This is a genomic window from Mucilaginibacter sp. KACC 22063, from assembly GCF_028736115.1.
GTDB lineage: Bacteria > Bacteroidota > Bacteroidia > Sphingobacteriales > Sphingobacteriaceae > Mucilaginibacter.
Genome location: NZ_CP117877.1, coordinates 3,981,718 through 3,999,012, shown reverse-complemented (window position 1 = coordinate 3,999,012; position 17,295 = coordinate 3,981,718). Strand labels below are relative to the sequence as shown.

Annotated in this window: 14 protein-coding genes; 9 read left to right on the top strand and 5 right to left on the bottom strand. The window is 43.6% G+C overall.

From position 1 onward, the window contains the following. The first annotated feature begins 30 nt into the window (after positions 1–30). Complete coding sequence (locus PQ461_RS17300; RefSeq protein WP_274206791.1) at positions 31–729, top strand: VIT1/CCC1 transporter family protein; 699 nt, start codon at positions 31–33, stop codon at positions 727–729. Here PQ461_RS17300 and PQ461_RS17295 read toward each other — a convergent pair. After that, entirely contained in the window at positions 683–1,987 is a 1,305-nt protein-coding gene (locus tag PQ461_RS17295; RefSeq protein WP_274206790.1) for a sensor histidine kinase, read from the bottom strand. The genes PQ461_RS17300 and PQ461_RS17295 overlap by 47 nt on opposite strands. Next, positions 1,984–2,661: a response regulator transcription factor gene (locus tag PQ461_RS17290; RefSeq protein WP_274206789.1), complete on the bottom strand. Its 678-nt coding sequence runs from the start codon at positions 2,659–2,661 to the stop codon at positions 1,984–1,986. The genes PQ461_RS17295 and PQ461_RS17290 overlap by 4 nt, the downstream gene beginning before the upstream one ends. Before the next feature lie 102 nt (positions 2,662–2,763). On the opposite strand from PQ461_RS17290, the gene PQ461_RS17285 reads away from it, so the two are divergent. From PQ461_RS17285 to PQ461_RS17250, 8 genes are all read left to right on the top strand, one after another. Further along, on the top strand, positions 2,764–3,444 hold the full coding sequence (locus PQ461_RS17285; RefSeq protein ID WP_274206788.1) for a cytochrome b/b6 domain-containing protein: 681 nt from the start codon (positions 2,764–2,766) through the stop codon (positions 3,442–3,444). A 130-nt stretch (positions 3,445–3,574) separates the two neighbouring features. Then, a complete protein-coding gene (locus PQ461_RS17280) occupies positions 3,575–4,003 on the top strand; it encodes a thioredoxin family protein (protein ID WP_274206787.1) in 429 nt (142 codons plus the stop codon). Further along, a complete protein-coding gene (locus PQ461_RS17275; RefSeq protein WP_274206786.1) occupies positions 3,981–4,949 on the top strand; it encodes an FAD:protein FMN transferase in 969 nt (322 codons plus the stop codon). The genes PQ461_RS17280 and PQ461_RS17275 overlap by 23 nt, the downstream gene beginning before the upstream one ends. Before the next feature lie 2 nt (positions 4,950–4,951). Next, positions 4,952–5,185, top strand: coding sequence for a DUF4266 domain-containing protein (locus tag PQ461_RS17270; protein ID WP_274206785.1), 234 nt, complete (start codon positions 4,952–4,954; stop codon positions 5,183–5,185). A 15-nt stretch (positions 5,186–5,200) separates the two neighbouring features. Further along, complete coding sequence (locus PQ461_RS17265; protein ID WP_274206784.1) at positions 5,201–6,430, top strand: DUF3570 domain-containing protein; 1,230 nt, start codon at positions 5,201–5,203, stop codon at positions 6,428–6,430. A gap of 174 nt (positions 6,431–6,604) precedes the next feature. After that, positions 6,605–8,845 (top strand): GH92 family glycosyl hydrolase, encoded by a 2,241-nt coding sequence (locus PQ461_RS17260; protein ID WP_274206783.1) that lies wholly within the window; start codon positions 6,605–6,607, stop codon positions 8,843–8,845. A 165-nt stretch (positions 8,846–9,010) separates the two neighbouring features. Then, entirely contained in the window at positions 9,011–9,148 is a 138-nt protein-coding gene (locus PQ461_RS17255) for a hypothetical protein (RefSeq protein WP_274206782.1), read from the top strand. Positions 9,149–9,162: 14 nt separating this feature from the next. Further along, positions 9,163–10,833, top strand: coding sequence for a sodium/sugar symporter (locus tag PQ461_RS17250; protein ID WP_274206781.1), 1,671 nt, complete (start codon positions 9,163–9,165; stop codon positions 10,831–10,833). 167 nt (positions 10,834–11,000) lie between these two features. Here PQ461_RS17250 and PQ461_RS17245 read toward each other — a convergent pair whose 3' ends face one another. From PQ461_RS17245 to PQ461_RS17235, 3 genes are all read right to left on the bottom strand, one after another. Beyond that, the gene (locus PQ461_RS17245) at positions 11,001–12,326 is read right to left on the bottom strand and encodes a vanadium-dependent haloperoxidase (RefSeq protein ID WP_274206780.1); all 1,326 of its coding nucleotides are present in this window, start codon (positions 12,324–12,326) and stop codon (positions 11,001–11,003) included. After that, positions 12,326–15,613 (bottom strand): VCBS repeat-containing protein, encoded by a 3,288-nt coding sequence (locus PQ461_RS17240; RefSeq protein WP_274206779.1) that lies wholly within the window; start codon positions 15,611–15,613, stop codon positions 12,326–12,328. The genes PQ461_RS17245 and PQ461_RS17240 overlap by 1 nt, the downstream gene beginning before the upstream one ends. 86 nt (positions 15,614–15,699) lie before the next feature. Then, positions 15,700–17,292 (bottom strand): SusD/RagB family nutrient-binding outer membrane lipoprotein, encoded by a 1,593-nt coding sequence (locus PQ461_RS17235; protein ID WP_274206778.1) that lies wholly within the window; start codon positions 17,290–17,292, stop codon positions 15,700–15,702. Positions 17,293–17,295: the final 3 nt, after the last annotated feature.

The window sequence follows — 17,295 nt, the reverse complement described above, 5'->3', positions numbered from 1 at the left end:
TAGCAAGGCAGTTAAATCTATTTCATCACAATGAATAACAACGATAACGAAAGGCATTTTATTAATCGTGTGGGCTGGTTAAGGGCTGGTGTGCTTGGCGCTAATGATGGCATTTTGTCAACCACCAGTTTGGTAATTGGTGTAGCTGCTGCTACGCATGAAAGAAATACGATCATTTTAACTGCTTTGTCCGGACTTATTGCTGGCGCCATGTCAATGGCCGCGGGTGAGTATGTATCTGTAAGTTCGCAGGAGGAAACTGAGAAAGCCGATATTCAGCGGGAGAAAGCCGAACTGAGGGATATGCCCGAAGAAGAGTTGAAGGAGCTTACCCTGATCTATAAAAATAGGGGCCTTTCTGACGAGCTGGCATCGCAGGTGGCTATTGCACTTACTGAGCATGATGCTTTGGAGGCTCACCTGCGTGATGAATTGGGTATGACCGAGATTTCGGCAGCCAAACCCTTGCAAGCTGCGCTTGCATCGTTTGCTTCCTTCCTGGTGGGTGCTTTACTGCCGCTTATAGTCTCCATTTTTGCGCCTTTGCCCGGCATGATCGTATGGCAATACACCGGCTCTATCATTTTCCTGATGATGCTTGGTGCTGTAGCTGCCCGTACAGGTGGTTCGCCGATTTGGGCAGGGGTATTAAAAATATGTTTCTGGGGTACAATTGCTATGGCTACAACGGCGCTGATAGGCTATCTATTTGGTACTCACATTGCTTAGCTTCAACCGTTTTAAAGCCGATATCAAATCCGTGCATGGGCGATTTAAAGTAATACCTTAGCGTGCAATCCTGCTTGTTACAGATCTGTTTCATAATGGCAAGTCCAAGGCCTATACCTTCTGAAGAAGGGTCTTTGTAGAAACGTTCAAAAATGTGCGCTTCTGCCAGTGGTGTAGGCAAGCCTGTATTTTCAAATGAAAGCAGTCCATGGCTTACTTTAATGCTTATCTGTCCGCCTTCTACATTATGCCTGATGGCGTTGCTGAACAGGTTGTTGAGTAAAATATCAATCAGGTACTTGTTGCCCATTATCCTGCAATGATCCGTATCAAAACTTAAACTCAGGTTGCGTTGTAAGATCAGTTCCTGGAAATTTTCAATCTTTTGGCCAATCAGCTTACTCAGGTCGAGCCATTCCTGTTCTCCTAACAGATCATGGTCTATTTTAACCAGTAGCAGCAGCGACTGATTAATCTTGTTTAACCGGGTAGTTGCTTTGTAAAGGTCGCGCAATGCCCTGCTGTCTTTTTCGGCCAGGGTATCCGATTGTAGCAGGGTATCCAGCTTGGAGTTGATAATGGCTAAAGGTGTCATCATCTCATGCGAGGCATTTTCAGTAAATAATTTCACTTCCCTGAAATCGCCTTCAATCCGCCTGGTCATTTGCTTAACCGATTCATTTAACTGCCTGAATTCTTCTACATCCGTCACGGTATCTTTATAACTTCCGTGGTTTAGATCCAGCGCCCTGATGTGTTTCAATATCTGGTCAAATGGCGACCATAGTTTTAATAGCAGGTAACGGTTAATTAAAGCTAATAAACCGAATATGATAATAACAGGAATGATAATGGCAGCAAAGATCCATTGTACTTCGCGTGATTGCGCCGATTTTGAGTTTAAGATCAGTACCTGTACCGGCTTATTATTAATGACAATGGATGTTTTTAAATACCTGGCATTTTCAGTGATCTTTTTCCGCGGATTGTAAAACGTAGTGTCCTTGTAAAACCGCTTACCCGAAGCTCTTAATGCAGGTTTATATTCAACTACCAGGTTGTCATCATCAGATGGTGCAGGGGTAATGTTTTTAACATGCATGTAATCGTTTACTTCCATCAGCTCTTCCCTAAGCCCCTCGTCTATCTTGGCATTTAAGAAGTAACTTAACGTATAGTAAAAGGATGTGCCTATGGCCAGCAAACCGGCAAGCAGCAGCAACAATAAAATGCGGTTGTATTTGGCAAATAGTTTCATGATTCTGAAAAACGGTAACCTAACCCATAAACAGAATGAAAATAATCTTTTGCCCCGGCATCAGCCAGTTTTTTACGGATATTTTTTATGTGGGTATAAATAAAATCAAAGCTGTCGGCCATATCGGCATCATCGCCCCAAAGGTGCTCGGCGGCAGCGCTTTTTGATATCGCTTTGCCTTTGTTATAAATAAAGTAAAGCAGCAAATCGTATTCTTTGCGTGTGAAATGCAATTCGTGATTATTCACATTCACGGTTTTAGCCAGCAGGTCTATTTTTATTTCGTTAAAGGTGACGATGGTAGAATGCTGGTTGTTTTTACGGCGTGTTACAGCGGCAATGCGGGCATTAAGCTCTGACAGGTGGAATGGCTTAATCAGGTAATCGTCTGCACCCATGTTAAAGCCGGTTATGCGGTCGTCAAGGGCGTTGCGTGCAGATATAATCACCACGCCATCACTTTTGTCTAATGATTTGAGGTGTTTTAATAACTGAAAACCATTGCCATCGGGCAGCATCAGGTCCAGTAAAATGCAATCATAATCATAAATGGAAATTTTCTGATAGGCTGAGTCAAATGTTGCTGCCGTTTCGCAGACATTGCCTTCTGAAGTAAGGTAATCCTTCATTGCCGACATTAGATCGGCTTCATCCTCAACGATCAGAATTTTCATACCCGAAAATTAAAAAGAAATATTGAAGATAATCTGTTGAAATAGTGCTTCAGCTTTTCTTCAAAGTTTTAATATAGGTTTACGCTAAACAATCTGTGCATTATGGCCATCATCGAACCTGTAAAACAAAATCCCTTAGAACCGTCAGAAGTTAAAAAGTATCCTCGCGGCATACGCTTATGGCATTGGCTTAATGCTTTGGTGATATCAGGCTCGTTAATTACCGTGCTGCTTAACAGTACGCTGCTTGACAGGTCTAATACTTCAAAAGTAATTACCAGTGAGGCAGCCAAAAACGGGGCAGTGGTTTCAGCTCAATTGTCTAAAGGTATTGCACATGAATTAGGCGACCAGGTTTGGAATGTACATGGCTACATAGGCCTGATCCTTGCAGCGCTTTTAATTTACCGCATTATATATGAGCTGGTACAGCCTGTGTCGCAATCGTTATTCAAGAAAATAAGCCTTGCGCGAATCGGTCTTAAAGCAGGTGGCGAGGAAAGGCAGCTGGCAAGGCACGAATTAGTGGTAAAGCTCATGTACGTTGGCTTTTACATTGTACTTATTGTGATGGCCATAACCGGGTGTTTGCTGTTTTTTGAAGATCAGTTAGGTTTGCCAAAACCGGTTGCGCATCAGATCAAAGAAGTGCATGGCGCTTTAATGTATGCAGTAATCGCATTTATCGTAGTACACATAGTTGGTGTTATTTTGGCAGAGCGCGACAGAAACCCAGGTATTGTATCAGATATGATCAACGGCGGGTACCGCGACCATGTGTAACAACATTGTAACACGCTTCAAATTCTCTTCAGAATTCAAATCTACCTTTAAAATAGATATAGGTTAATCCGTATCCAACCTATCACATCCTGCATTGAGCAACGCGTTTGAAATTTATAAATGAGTTAGGATGAAACTACTACTATTGACCCTTTTTATGACCGGACAACTGATCTGGTCTGGAAATTTTGATGAGGCAAAAAAAGATGCCCAGCAATCGCATAAATTAATACTAATTAACTTTTCAGGTTCTGACTGGTGCGGACCATGTATCCGTTTGCGAAAGGAAATCCTGGAATCTGATGAGTTTGAAACTTACGCCAAAGACCATTTGGTGTTGGTTAGAGCCGATTTTCCGCGGCAAAAGAAAAATCAGTTGCCTAAAGACCAGGTAAAGAGAAACGAGGCACTGGCTGATGTTTATAATCCTGATGGGAAATTCCCGTATACATTGCTGGTTGATGAGAACGGCAAAGTGTTAAGATCATGGGATGGTTTTCCTGATGAAACTACCGCACAATTTATTGCACAGGTTGATGCATCCGGTCACAGCAAATAATATGGTGGCAACCGCTCAACAAAAAAGCTACAAACGTGGCTTACGCCTGATGGGCAACCACTTTGAAATAACGGTGGTAGCCGATGATGAAGCATATGCTGATGATTGTATAGATAAAGCCATTGCCGAGATCAGGCGTATAGAGGCATTGCTGACCACCTTTAAAGATGCCAGCCAAACTAATCAGGTAAACAGCAATGCACGTGTAAAACCTGTAAAGGTTGATGCTGAAGTTTTCAACCTGATAGAGCGGTCTGTAAATATCTCACACCTTACACAAGGGGCCTTCGATATTACTTACGGATCAATTGACAAAAGCCTGTGGAACTTTGACCAGAACATGAAGCAGCTGCCCGACCCTGAAGTGGCAAAGGAGGCAGTGAGGCTGATCAATTACCGCAACATTGAACTTGATAAAGAGAACAGTACGGTATATCTCAAAGAAAAGGGCATGCGTATTGGCTTCGGTGGCATTGGCAAGGGTTACGCTGCCGATAAAGCCAAACAAATATTGCAGCAGGCAGGTGTGGCAAGCGGTATTGTAAATGCCGCGGGCGACCTGGTTACCTGGGGCATGCAGCCCGGCGGTAAACCCTGGACCATTGCCATTGCCGATCCTAACCGAAAGGTGCCTTACTTCTCTAAGCTTAATATCAGCAATATGGCCATAGCCACCTCTGGCAATTATGAGAAATATGTGGTGATAGACGGCAAAAAGTATTCGCACACCATTGATCCGCATACGGGTATGCCGGTTACGGGGATAAAAAGTGTAAGCGTTATCTGCCCAAGTGCCGAGCTGGCTGATGCGCTGGCCACACCTGTAACTGTAATGGGGGTACGGGTAGGCTTAGATCTGATTAATCAGCTCAAGGGCATTGCATGCCTTATTGTAGATGACAACGATCAGTTACACACTTCCACAAATATTAATTTACATCAATAGGTATGATAAAAGGTTGCAATAAAAACAATGTACTGGCTTTTTTAGGCCTGGTACTATGCAGCACATTGGCTTCGTGCATGACGGTTAAGCCGTACCAGAAGAACCGGCTGAACGATGCAGAAATGGAGCTGAGGGCGCGTAATGCGCAGAAGTTTGAACAGAGCTTTCAGCTTTACCGCGAGGGGGCATCTGGTGCCAATGGTGGCAAAAGCGGTGGTGGTTGTGGTTGTAATTAATCGGGCTTAAATAAAATGAGAAAAATATATTTGAATGTAGCCATGCTTTTTATGGGCATCCTGGCTTCTCATGCGCAAACCACACCTGCACCGGTAGCTAAAACAGATAGCTCTGCTTACCACGCACGTAAACTAACCATTGACGAGATCAACTTTGTATCTGCTTATTATCATCAGGATGGTAACCATTCTGCCGTTACGGGTGGTATAGGTACAGAACGGCTGACTGACTTTGCCAATACCTTTGATGTGCAATTGTCAAACTACAACAAGCGCGGGCGAAAGAACACCTTTTTGTTTGAACTGGGCGTAGACCACTATACCTCGGCATCATCTGATAAGATAGACCCTTCAACCATCTCGTCTGCATCAATGCAGGATACCCGGATCTATCCATCCTTTAGCTGGACACGCTCTAACGAGCAAACAGGCAATGCTTACGGGTTTACAGGTTCTTACTCGCACGAATATGATTACCAGTCTTTTGGAGCTGCATTTAACCTTACTCGGGTATCGCACAATAAAAACACGCAGTTTGATATGCACCTGCAGGCATTTTTAGATACCTGGAAGGTGATTTTACCTATTGAGCTAAGAGCCGCCGCTTATCCCGGCCTGGTGTTTGACCCGCGGCATGGTCCGGAAGAATCTGCGCCAAGAAACTCGTTCAGTTCGTCATTCTCTGTTTCGCAGGTAATTAATACCCGTTTGCAGGCCCTGTTCACGGTCGAGCCATCTTATCAGCACGGCTTACTTTCTACCCGTTACCAGCGCGATTATTTTACAGATGGGTCTGAACGTGCAGAAAACCTGCCGGGGCAGCGTTATAAGCTGCCGATATCAATGCGGTTAAATTATTTCCTGGATGATCATTATATCATCCGCACCTATTATCGCTATTATATGGATAACTGGGGCATACGCGCGCATACAGCAGAGATAGAGGTGCCTATAAAACTGACATCGTTTGTGTCTGTAAGCCCGTATTACCGTTACAGCACGCAGCAGGGTACACGCTACTTTGCGCCTTATGGACAGCATAATGCAGCCGATCATTATTTCACCAGCGACTATGATCTGTCTGACCTACATAGCAGCTTCTTTGGCGCCGGTTTCAGGATGACGCCGCCGAAGGGCGTTTTTGGATGGCGGCATTTGAGTATGTTAGAGATCAGGTACGGGCATTATGTCCGCTCAACAGACCTAAGCTCGAATATAGTTACCATGAATTTGAAGTTTAAGTAACGAAGAATTAAATTATCTACTAACTGACCCAAGCCGGATATGCCACAAGCTGTCCGGCTTTTTAATTTCACTGTTTTGTCAGTAACAATTTAGTGCTGTTAATTTAAATATTGGCTTGCATGTGCTTTCTTTACAGTATAAAAGCATCACCCACTTCCGGCCAATATTTACCTTATGAGTATTAAAAAACTTTTATCCTTTACCTTTCTATTTAGTGCAACGCTTTCGGTCGCCAATGCACAGGCTACAAATGATAATTCGGGCAGCGGTAACCTGAAGTATATTGATCCGCGTATCGGTAACGTTGGTCAGTTGCTGGAGCCAACACGCCCAACCGTTCAGTTGCCTAACCAAGTGATCAGGATGTATCCGCAAAGGGCTAATTATATCGATGATCAGATCTCAAGTTTTCCGCTTACCATAGTTTCTCACCGGCAGGGCGAGGTGTTTGGTGTTAAGCCATTTACAAAAACGGTGAGTGCTGCTGCATGGCGTCAAAAACAAACCTGGGATCATGATCTGGAAGTTACCCGCCCGTGGTATTATTCAACTTATCTGATTGATGAGGATATCACGGTTGAATTTACGCCCGGAAAAAAGGCAGGTATTTACCGGTTCACTTTCCCGAAAGAGGCTACTGCTAAAAGCCTGCTCTTTGGGCAATATAATGATGCTCCGGGTGCATTTAATGTTAGTGGAAATATCATGACCGGTTATGAGACCTATCATGATAATATAAAGGTTTATGTATATGGCGAGTTTAGCCAAACAGGCAAAGCAGGTGCCATGCGCAATGGCCTGCTTATAGATTCAGCCGCGATGCAAGGCAGCAAAATTGGCGAGTATATCACGTTCCCGGCACAGGGTTCAAACATGATCGAACTGCGTTATGCTATTTCCTTCGTAAGCCAGCAGCAAGCCCAGGCAAATTTTAATGAAGAGGTTAAAGGTAAAACGTTTAACTCTATAAAAGACGCAGCAGAAAAGGCATGGGCAAATGTGTTTGATAAAATCAAAGTAGAGGGCGGTACCGAAGCACAAAGACGTTCATTCTATACTGCTTATTACCGTTGTAACGAGCGCATGGTGGACATTACCGAAGACCATAAATATTACAGCGGTTTCGATAATAAGATTCATACTACGCAGCGCCCATTTTATACCGACGACTGGACTTGGGATACCTATTTGGCATTGCATCCGTTAAGGGCAATACTTAACCCGGAAATGGAAGGGGATATGGTCAACTCTTATGTAACCATGTACCAGCAGGGCGGCTGGGTACCTACCTTCCCGGTGATTTATGGTGATCATGCCTGTATGAATGGCTTTCACTCCAGTATTATGATCTTGGACGATTACCGTAAGGGGATAAGGTCGTTCAATGCGGAAGAGGCTTATAAAGGGATGTACAAAAATGCTACACAGGCAACCATGTTGCCGTGGAGAAACGGCCCTAAAACCAGCCTTGATGATTTCTACTATCAGAAAGGATATTTCCCGGCATTGCATCCGGGCGAAAAGGAGACCGTACCGGAAGTGCACCCATTCGAAAAACGCCAGGCGGTTGCAGTTACCCTGGGTGCCAGCTTTGATGATTGGGCGCTTGCCGAATTTGCCAAGGATCTGGGTAAGAATAAAGATTACCAGGCATTCAGCGTACGTGCTAATAATTACAAGAACCTTTGGGACAATAACATGCAGATGTTTATGCCTAAAGACAGCAAGGGTGATTGGATAAAGATTGACCCTAAGTTTGACGGTGGTATGGGCGGCAGGGATTATTACGATGAAAACAACGGCTGGACTTACTTATGGCAGGTGCAACATGATATTAAAGGCTTGCAAACTTTAATGGGCGGTAAGCAGGCATTTGAAAACAGACTTGACCAATTGTTCCGCGAACCGCTTGGGCGCAGTAAGTATGAGTTTCAGGCTAAATTTCCGGATGCTACGGGTTTAGTAGGGCAATATTCTATGGGTAACGAACCAAGCTTCCATATCCCTTACCTGTACAATTTTACCGATTCGCCGTGGAAGACACAGAAGCGGATCAGGTTCCTGCTTGATGTCTGGTATAAAGACAACATCTTCGGCATACCAGGTGATGAGGATGGCGGCGGCATGTCGGCCTTTGTAGTGTTCTCATCAATGGGTTTCTATCCGGTTACTCCGGGGCTGCCGGTTTATACAATAGGTAGCCCTGTGTTCAGCAAAGTAACGCTTGATCTGCCGAACGGTAAGCAGTTTAAGCTGATTGCCAACAATTGCTCGGCGATTAACAAATACATACAAAGCGCTAAACTAAACGGCCAGCCACTGAATACGCCGTGGTTCACTCATGAGCAGCTAACATTGGGAGGGGTACTTGAGTTAGAGATGGGCCCTAAACCCAATAAAGACTGGGGAAAATAAGGCTTTGTTAATATGCTTATAAACTTAATGCGGTAAGGGATTCCTTATCGCATTTTTTATGCACGGCGATCTATAAATGTAAAATATACATATAACATGAATAATCATTTGGGTTTAATGCAGAATACTTCGATATTGTAGAGCCAATTAAATTAACCCTAAATTATGTTTTTACCCAGTGTTGATATTGGGGCTTTATCCTTAAAAGTTCCTGTTGCAGATACCGCTTATGAAAAAGTAATGGTATCAGCCCATTTTCAATCCGCCAATCAAGTAAATCATTTACACAATAAATTAACCTAACCAATCTTACATTAATGAAAAGTTTATCCAATCTGGATTATATCGTATTCCTCATTTACTTCGTCATTGTAGCATCCTATGGTTTTTGGGTATATCGCCGTAAACGCAATGCCGACGCTACCTCAAAAGACTATTTCTTAGCTGAAGGGTCGCTTACCTGGTGGGCTATCGGTGCTTCGCTTATCGCTTCCAATATCTCTGCCGAGCAAATGATCGGTATGAGTGGTTCGGGCTTTAAAATGGGCCTTGCTATTTCTACCTACGAGTGGATGGCCGCTGCTACGTTAATGATTGTGGCGATATTCTTCATCCCGGTTTACCTGAAGAATAAGATATTTACCATGCCGCAATTCCTCTCGCAGCGGTACAATGGTACGGTGGCCATGATTATGGCGATATTCTGGCTGTTGTTATACATTGTAGTAAACCTTACTTCAATTTTATACTTAGGTGCGCTTGCCGTAAATTCAATTTCAGGTATCAACTTCCAGGTATGTATATGGGGACTGGCCATATTTGCCATCATTATCACTTTAGGTGGTATGAAGGTAATCGGTTTTACAGACGTAATCCAGGTGTTCTTCCTCATATTGGGCGGTTTGGTTACCACCTATATCGCACTTAACCTGGTAGCCACCCACTTTGGTCAGCAGGGCGTGTTTGCCGGTTTAAAACTGATGACACAGCAGGCTAATGATCATTTCCACATGATCCTGAAAAAGGATAATGCCAATTATATGGACCTTCCAGGATTAACCGTACTGATTGGCGGTATGTGGATTGTAAACCTTAACTATTGGGGCTGTAACCAGTACATCACACAACGCGCGTTAGGCGCCAACCTTAAAACTGCCCGCGGTGGTATCTTGTTTGCTGCATTTTTAAAGCTTTTAATGCCTGTAATAGTGGTATTGCCTGGTATTGCGGCTTATGTACTCTATAAGCAGAATATGTTTCACCAGGATTTGATTCAGGGTGGCGAAGTAAACCCTGACAGGGCATACCCAGTATTATTGAACCTGTTGCCAGCGGGATTAAAAGGATTATCTTTTGCGGCTTTAACAGCAGCAGTTGTGGCTTCGCTTGCCGGGAAGGCCAATTCGATTGCTACCATATTTACACTGGATATCTACAAAAAAGCAATCAAGCCGGATGCTGCCGATAAAAACCTGGTAGTGGTTGGAAAGATAGCCGTAGTAGTAGCAATGATACTTGGTATTATTATTTCTCCTTTCCTGGGTATCGATAAAAAAGGGGGTTTCCAATACATACAGGAATATACAGGCTTCGTATCTCCGGGTATATTCGCCATGTTCCTGTTAGGTTTCTTTTGGAAACGCACTACTTCAAGCGCAGCGGTATTCAGTGCGGTAGGCGGCTTTATATTATCAGTTGTATTTAAATTTTTACCGCAGTTTGCCAACCTGAAATTCCTTGCTTCAACAGGGTTTTCAAAAGCAAATGATCAAGGTGTTTACGAGATACCGTTCCTTGACCGTATGGGATTTGTGTTCCTGATCTGCGTTTTGGGTATGATCATTATATCGTTTATTGAAAACGCACGCGGCGACCGATCACACGGCCTTGAAGTAGATGCCAGCATGTTTAAAACCAACCGTGCATTTACCGCAGGTGCTATCATTGTTTGTGGCATTATCGTAGCGCTTTATTCTATCTTCTGGTAGGATAAATAAAACTAAATGGCTACTGCCTCACCTCAATCCTCTCCAAAGGAGAGAGACTTAGCAATAGGTAAGAAATCCTAATCAAAATATAAATAGCATTCGATTCCATAAAAAAGTCCGGCAGGTAAAACCTCCGGACTTTTTTGCTTTATAATATTTATATCAGATCAATTAACGACCGGCTTCACGCCGGCTTGCTTTAACCTCGCCACAATATAATTTCCGGCGGCAACGCCCTGCTTATTGCCTTCGTCGATACTATCACGATAGTGGATGCCACCATAGAGGCGGGATACCGAAGCCTCTGATGCGGCCTGCATAAATGAAGTGAATGATCTGGGGCCTACACCAAAAGGAACCTCTGTATCGTCTGTATACGCGAAATGATCACCAAGTAAAAAGGTCAGCACCGTAGCGCATGAATTGGATACGATGGCATGCCCGCTGGTATATTCCGGGAATGGCGGGGTTTGTAAATGCGGTTTCCAGGTAATATCCATATACCTGTTGATATAAGTCTCAGGGCGTATGCGGTTAACCAGGTATTTTTCGTCCCAGCAACAGATAAAAGCATCCATCATGGTAATTGCTTCAGAGGTAATGACCAATACCGACTGGTCAAAATTAAGGTTAGCCTGCTTAACAGCTAAAGTACCTATGTTCATCCAGTGGCCTCCCGGGCTGATTTTTTTAAAACCGATAGCCATGTGGCCGGATGTAGTCACTGCAAAAGGGTTGCAGTCCCAAAAATCGGCGATGTTGGTTTGCTCGGGTGTAAGATTTGCCGAGACGTTAATTACCTCCTTTGCCAATGCATAAAAGCGGCTGGTGGTATCTTTGCTAAATTCAACAGGCGGCTTTGGTTTAAACTGGCCGGCAGAGTCGGCAATCAGTGGCCTTATGGAGTTCCAATGCGGTTCCACAGCTTCCATATATGCAGGCGGGGTAGGATACCAGTACTGCTCGCCTTTCTTAGGCGTATATCTAAGCTTTGCACTTAGCTTGCTGTAGTTGTCAATTTTTGAAAACCCTATAATTTGAGACGATACATTAACCGCAGCCTGTAAGGCGTTGTCTATATCCTGCTGCTTGATCTTGTTTTTAAGCAGTTGCTTTGTGAATGCATTTTCGTCGTCCTGCAGCATAAAACCCGAAGGCAGCATATTCTTGGCAGTTTCATATATGGCGTACACTGCCGCTATCCGGTGGTCATAGCTTTTTACTGCCGGTGGTTTTATTTCAGGAAAGCTTTTAATAAATGCTGCCGGTTTCACCATCTCCTTGTCGTTTTTGGCAACAAGTTGGTAGGCACTTAACATGGCATAAGCATAGTAGCGTGCCGCAACCGGTGGGCTAATCACATCATGAATCATTACCAGATTAATGGCATTTACAGGCTGTTGAAGTTCCAAATAAGCTGGTACTTGCTTTTTGCCGGCAAATGATGCTGTAAATGATAAGCAGGATATAAATAGTAAGACTAATCTTTTCATTAGTTCTCTTTGTAAAATTGTAATGGTTCGTTAGCAATGCCTATTACAAGGTATTTGCTTCCTTTAATTTTTATTTCAGTGGCTGATTTTACATCGCCTGTTATAGATAATCCACTGGCAGGCTGGCCCATGTAAGTGTAGTTGCCTTTGCCGTCACCAGTTAGTAAACATCCGTAATTGGCATCGGTGCTGCCTAACTTTAAACGGTTGTCGCTGTGATTGCCTAACAATAGCAAATCAGTTTTGCCATCGTGGTTAAAGTCTTTTGCTAAAACCTGTGTCACTACAGAAAATTGCGCCTGCATTGGTAATGCCACTTCCTGAAATTTATTGTTGCGCATTATAAAGCAACTCGTTTTAATGGTATTTGCTGTTAGTTTTCCTGCTTTGCCCAGTTCTTCAGGATTGAAGATGTCCTTCATAGAAACATCTGCATACGCTTTATATGAACCGAATTTTCTGCGCATCGGGTATATCTGATCGTTTAGTTCATCGCGGCTTACAAATGGGTAGCTGCTGCCTTGCACATAAAAGTTAAAGAAAGGATCAATAGAGCCGTTGTTGTCAAAGTCGGCAAAGTAAAGTTCAGCAGGTTCTTGTGCAGACGCACGGATAGGAGAGTTAAGCCCCATGTTTCCGGCTACAATGTCCGGGTTGCCGTCGCCGTCAACATCTGTAACATTTAAGGTAAACCATAAACCGCTTTGAGCCTGGTCAAAGTATTGGGCGCTTTGATCAGCAAAACCCTGTGTAGTATTGATATAAACTTTAATAGGCATCATCTCACCGCACAGGATCAGGTCCTTGCGGCCATCTTTATTTACATCTGCCCATTGCGCATCGGTAATCATACCTGCATTTGAGAATGGCGCATCTGCAATTGTAAAACTGCCTTTGCCATTATTGAGCAGCAAGTAACTTTTAGGGGCTAATGGATACTGGCCGGGAATTACCCTTCCTCCAACAAAGAGGTCGAGGTCGCCATCACCATCAACATCACAGGCGCGCACGCATGATTTACTGCTGGCATTTACCGATGGCAGGGGAGGCGCCAGGTTAAAGTAGCCTTTGCCGTTGTTGATATAAAGCTGGTCTTGCAGATCGGCGGTATTGCTTTCATAAAGTGCGCAACCACCTTTGGCTAAATACAGGTCGGGATAGCCATCACCATTGGCATCAAAAAATAATGCAGCTGCATTAGTTGATGTTTGCTTGCCGCCCGGTAATTCAAAAAACTGGAAAGTTCCGTCTTTTTGTTGAGTGTAAATCCTGCCAGGAGATTCGCTATCTCCTGATACAAACAGGTCTTCAAGTCCGTCTTTGTTTACATCAGCCTGTACGATAACCGGTGAAACCTTTGAATACATAAACAGCATCAGCAATTGCCTTTTGAAATCATTGATGATATTTTCCTGCGGTTTATAAGCAATAGGTGGCTGGATTTTAGTAAATATGGTAGCTGTTTTTGTTAAAGCTGACTGATAAGTTCCTTCCGGATGATAATCTATCACCAGCCTTTGGTTGGCTTTTACATCTTTTAATATCTGCTTTTTCTGGTCGGGCCAGATCACCAATATTGAGTCGATAGATTTTTGATTGCCTAAACCAAAGTTTAACACCGTAGACGTACTGCACAGATAGCCACGCGTACCATTTACCTCCTGGTACTGTTGTTTTCCTTGGTTATTAAGATAGACCTTGGCGCCAAGTGCATAAGGGTTTTTGTCTTTCCCTTTGAGTTGAACACTGATGAAAGAACTGTTGTTGTTCTCACGGCTCATGTTCTGATAGATCGAAGGCTCTTCGTCAATATTATTGACGATAAGGTCAAGGTCACCATCATTATCTAAATCGGCATACGTAGCGCCGCCTGATACAGCCGCGTTATCAATCCCCCAATCTGTTTGTTTATTAGAGAAAGTAAGGTTGCCATTATTTTTAAAGATATAATTCGGCAATTTGGTAGATGGCATGGCCATAACCAGATCCATAAGCTGGAACGGCTCGCGCGCCATTGCCTTTTTGATCTTATAATCACCCCAATAACGTAAGAAATCCTTATTGGTGTAATCCCTGAAGTAACCGTTGGAAATGAAGATATCTTTGTAGCCATCGTTGTCAAAATCGGCAATTAACGGGCACCAACTCCAATCCGTTGCAGCTACGCCTGCCAACTGGCCAATCTCACTGAAAGTATTATCACCATTATTTAATTGCAGCATATTACGCATATACTGCTTATAAAGGCCCTGGTTTTGCATCAACTCAAAAGCCTCGTAATTTTCTTCCAGCTGTAATGATTTCTGGCGATGATTATCAGGCGGAAGCATGTCGAGCGACAATACATCCGGCAAACCATCATTGTTAATATCGGCAATGTCAACCCCCATAGAGAAATGCGACATATGCCTGAAGTACTTCTGGGAAGATTCTGTAAAGGTACCGTCATGGTTGTTGATGTATAAATAGTCAGGCTCGTTATAATCGTTGGTAACGTAAATATCCTGCCAGCCATCTTTGTTAACATCGGCTATGGCAATACCCAGCCCAAACGTAAGCGGGTTTTGTATAATTCCGGCCTGTTTGGATATATCTGTAAAGTGGTTGTTGTCGTTTCTAAATAGTTTGTTGCTGGCGTATTGATCCGTTTGGTTACGGTAGTTGGCCAGCTCCATATTATCAATTTTTTTAACGTTATGGTTCAGCAGCATCATGTCTAGATCGCCGTCATTGTCAAAGTCAAAAAAGGCAGCCTGTGTGCTGTATCCCGGATCATCTAATCCGTATTCTTTGGCTTTTTCGGTAAAAGTGCCGTTGCCGTTATTGATAAAGAGCTGGTTACGGCGATTGTCCGGATCTGTTTTGCCGGAGTAGCAAACATAAATATCTATAAAACCATCGCCGTTTACATCGGCCATGGTAACACCGGTTTTCCATCCGGGCTTGCCTTCAAGTCCTTTACCGGCAGACTTTGTGATGTCTTTAAATTTCATGTTCCCAAGGTTGAGATAAAGCTTGTTGGGAACCATGTTGCCTGTAAAGTAAATATCTTCAAGGCCATCGTTATTAATATCACCTACCGCTACGCCGCCGCCATTGTAAAAATATTCGTAAGAGAGTATATTCAAATTTTCGGTCTCGTTAATATTATTCGAGAAATGAATATTGGTTTGCTGCGAGCTAAGGGTTTTAAAAAGAGGTTGCTGGGCTTTGCTGCTTAAAATCATCAGCGGCGAAACCAACAGGTAAATCAGGAGGGAGCAAAGTTTATTAGGGGGAACACGCATGGCTTAATACAATTAAACCTCAGTTAAAGGTAATAAAAAAAGAAGAGAGACAATTGCCTCTCTTCTTTTTAAAATGGTAATACTTATTACTTATCCCACCAAACGCGAGTTTGGAAGTTATCAGCACCTTGTCTTGAAACGGCAGCAGAGTAGTTTGCACCGTTTGTTTGAGGAAGGGTGATTGGGTAAGGCATTCTGCGAGGGATTGAGCCATCTGTGTATTGGCCTGAGTATTTCACAGGAGTTAACACAGGGTAACCAGATCTTCTCCAGTTGTCATAAGCCTCATTAAAGTTCCAGGTAGTAGTTGTTTCCACCCAGTACTCTGTATTGATTTGCTGTAATGCAGTAGTAGGCACTAATGGGTGAGCAGCTACATATGCAGCAATATCAGTTGCACTTACGCTGGCAGCAGGAGTGCCGTTCAGTTGTGAAAGCGATTGCATGTCGGCAGCTAAAGCATTAGCAAAGTGAACAGCAGCAACGCCAGTGTTCCAGCCTCTTGAAGCAGCTTCAGCAAGTAGTAACTCAGATTCACCATAAGTAAGAATCATGTTAACACCGCTTTTATCACCATAAACGGCAAATCTTGGACGTGAATATTTACCAAGCGGAGCAGGAGCGTCTGTTGCAGAAGCAGCAGGTGTAGCGCCAGGGTAGCCAGGTGCTTTAGATACGTCAGTAGAACCACCTAATAAATCATAACCGTTAGGTAAACCAATTTGTAAGCTTGCAGTGTTATCACCAGCAGCCAGAACCTGGTTAGCGGCTTTACCGTTACCAATAGCAATTTCGCCAATGGCAGAGATACGCGGATCAGAGTTAGCCTGAAGATAATCCATCAGGGTTTTAGCCCAACGTACTTCCCTGTAATCGTCTGGTACAAGGTAAGCATTAGCGTTATCGCTTGGGTTACCATTGGTGTTATCAGTTTGTACACGTGCGTTATCAGCAATACTGCTCATAGTGCCGTTAGCATAGGCTTTCTCCGCATATTTTTGTGCAGTAGCAGGGTCAACTTTAGTTAAACGCATAGCTACGCGCAGCATTAAGGTGTTAGCCATTCTCTTCCACGCAGAAATATCGCCTTTGTAGAAAAGGTCTGCTGCCGGTTTGTCTTTAGTAGCATCTAAAGCAGTAATAGCACCGTCAAGCTGGGTTAACATTGCAGTATATATGTCCTGCTGTTTGTCAAAAATAGGTGTAGTGACACCACTTTTAGCCTGGCCCTCTTGTGAATATGGCGCATCGCCGTATAAATCGGTAACACGTTGCATAAACATTACACGCAAGATAGTACCGCATGCGTCAAGGTTGCTATGTGCAGCATTACCTTTTATCAGGTTTTTCATTTCGTCAACCAAAGTTAACGCGCTGTATCCGCGGTTCCATGTACGGTTATAGTAACCTGTCCCGCTGCCTCTCAGTACATATTTATCACCGTTGCCATAGTAGTCGAAAGTTGACGCCAGGCCTTGGATCCACATACTCTGGAACAATAACTGATCGTAACCAGTTTGCGAGAATGTTAATTGCGCCTGAGACATCAGGTAGTCCGGTACAAATGTTGCAGCGGTTGTTTTATTAGGGTCTGTGTTTACCTTGTCGAAATTCTTGGTACACCCTGCAACCAAAGCAGTACCAGCAAGAAGGCAACTATATATTAATCCTTTTTTCATTGC

Bases quoted from the DNA above. Each gene is read 5' to 3' on its own strand.
- PQ461_RS17265 (WP_274206784.1), top strand. From the start codon at position 5,201: ATGAGAAAAATATATTTGAATGTAGCCATGCTTTTTATGGGCATCCTG.
- PQ461_RS17285 (WP_274206788.1), top strand. From the start codon at position 2,764: ATGGCCATCATCGAACCTGTAAAACAAAATCCCTTAGAACCGTCAGAA.
- PQ461_RS17235 (WP_274206778.1), bottom strand. From the start codon at position 17,292: ATGAAAAAAGGATTAATATATAGTTGCCTTCTTGCTGGTACTGCTTTG.
- PQ461_RS17275 (WP_274206786.1), top strand. From the start codon at position 3,981: ATGCATCCGGTCACAGCAAATAATATGGTGGCAACCGCTCAACAAAAA.
- PQ461_RS17295 (WP_274206790.1), bottom strand. From the start codon at position 1,987: ATGAAACTATTTGCCAAATACAACCGCATTTTATTGTTGCTGCTGCTT.
- PQ461_RS17270 (WP_274206785.1), top strand. From the start codon at position 4,952: ATGATAAAAGGTTGCAATAAAAACAATGTACTGGCTTTTTTAGGCCTG.
- PQ461_RS17240 (WP_274206779.1), bottom strand. From the start codon at position 15,613: ATGCGTGTTCCCCCTAATAAACTTTGCTCCCTCCTGATTTACCTGTTG.
- PQ461_RS17300 (WP_274206791.1), top strand. From the start codon at position 31: ATGAATAACAACGATAACGAAAGGCATTTTATTAATCGTGTGGGCTGG.
- PQ461_RS17245 (WP_274206780.1), bottom strand. From the start codon at position 12,326: ATGAAAAGATTAGTCTTACTATTTATATCCTGCTTATCATTTACAGCA.
- PQ461_RS17260 (WP_274206783.1), top strand. From the start codon at position 6,605: ATGAGTATTAAAAAACTTTTATCCTTTACCTTTCTATTTAGTGCAACG.
- PQ461_RS17250 (WP_274206781.1), top strand. From the start codon at position 9,163: ATGAAAAGTTTATCCAATCTGGATTATATCGTATTCCTCATTTACTTC.
- PQ461_RS17290 (WP_274206789.1), bottom strand. From the start codon at position 2,661: ATGAAAATTCTGATCGTTGAGGATGAAGCCGATCTAATGTCGGCAATG.
- PQ461_RS17280 (WP_274206787.1), top strand. From the start codon at position 3,575: ATGAAACTACTACTATTGACCCTTTTTATGACCGGACAACTGATCTGG.
- PQ461_RS17255 (WP_274206782.1), top strand. From the start codon at position 9,011: ATGTTTTTACCCAGTGTTGATATTGGGGCTTTATCCTTAAAAGTTCCT.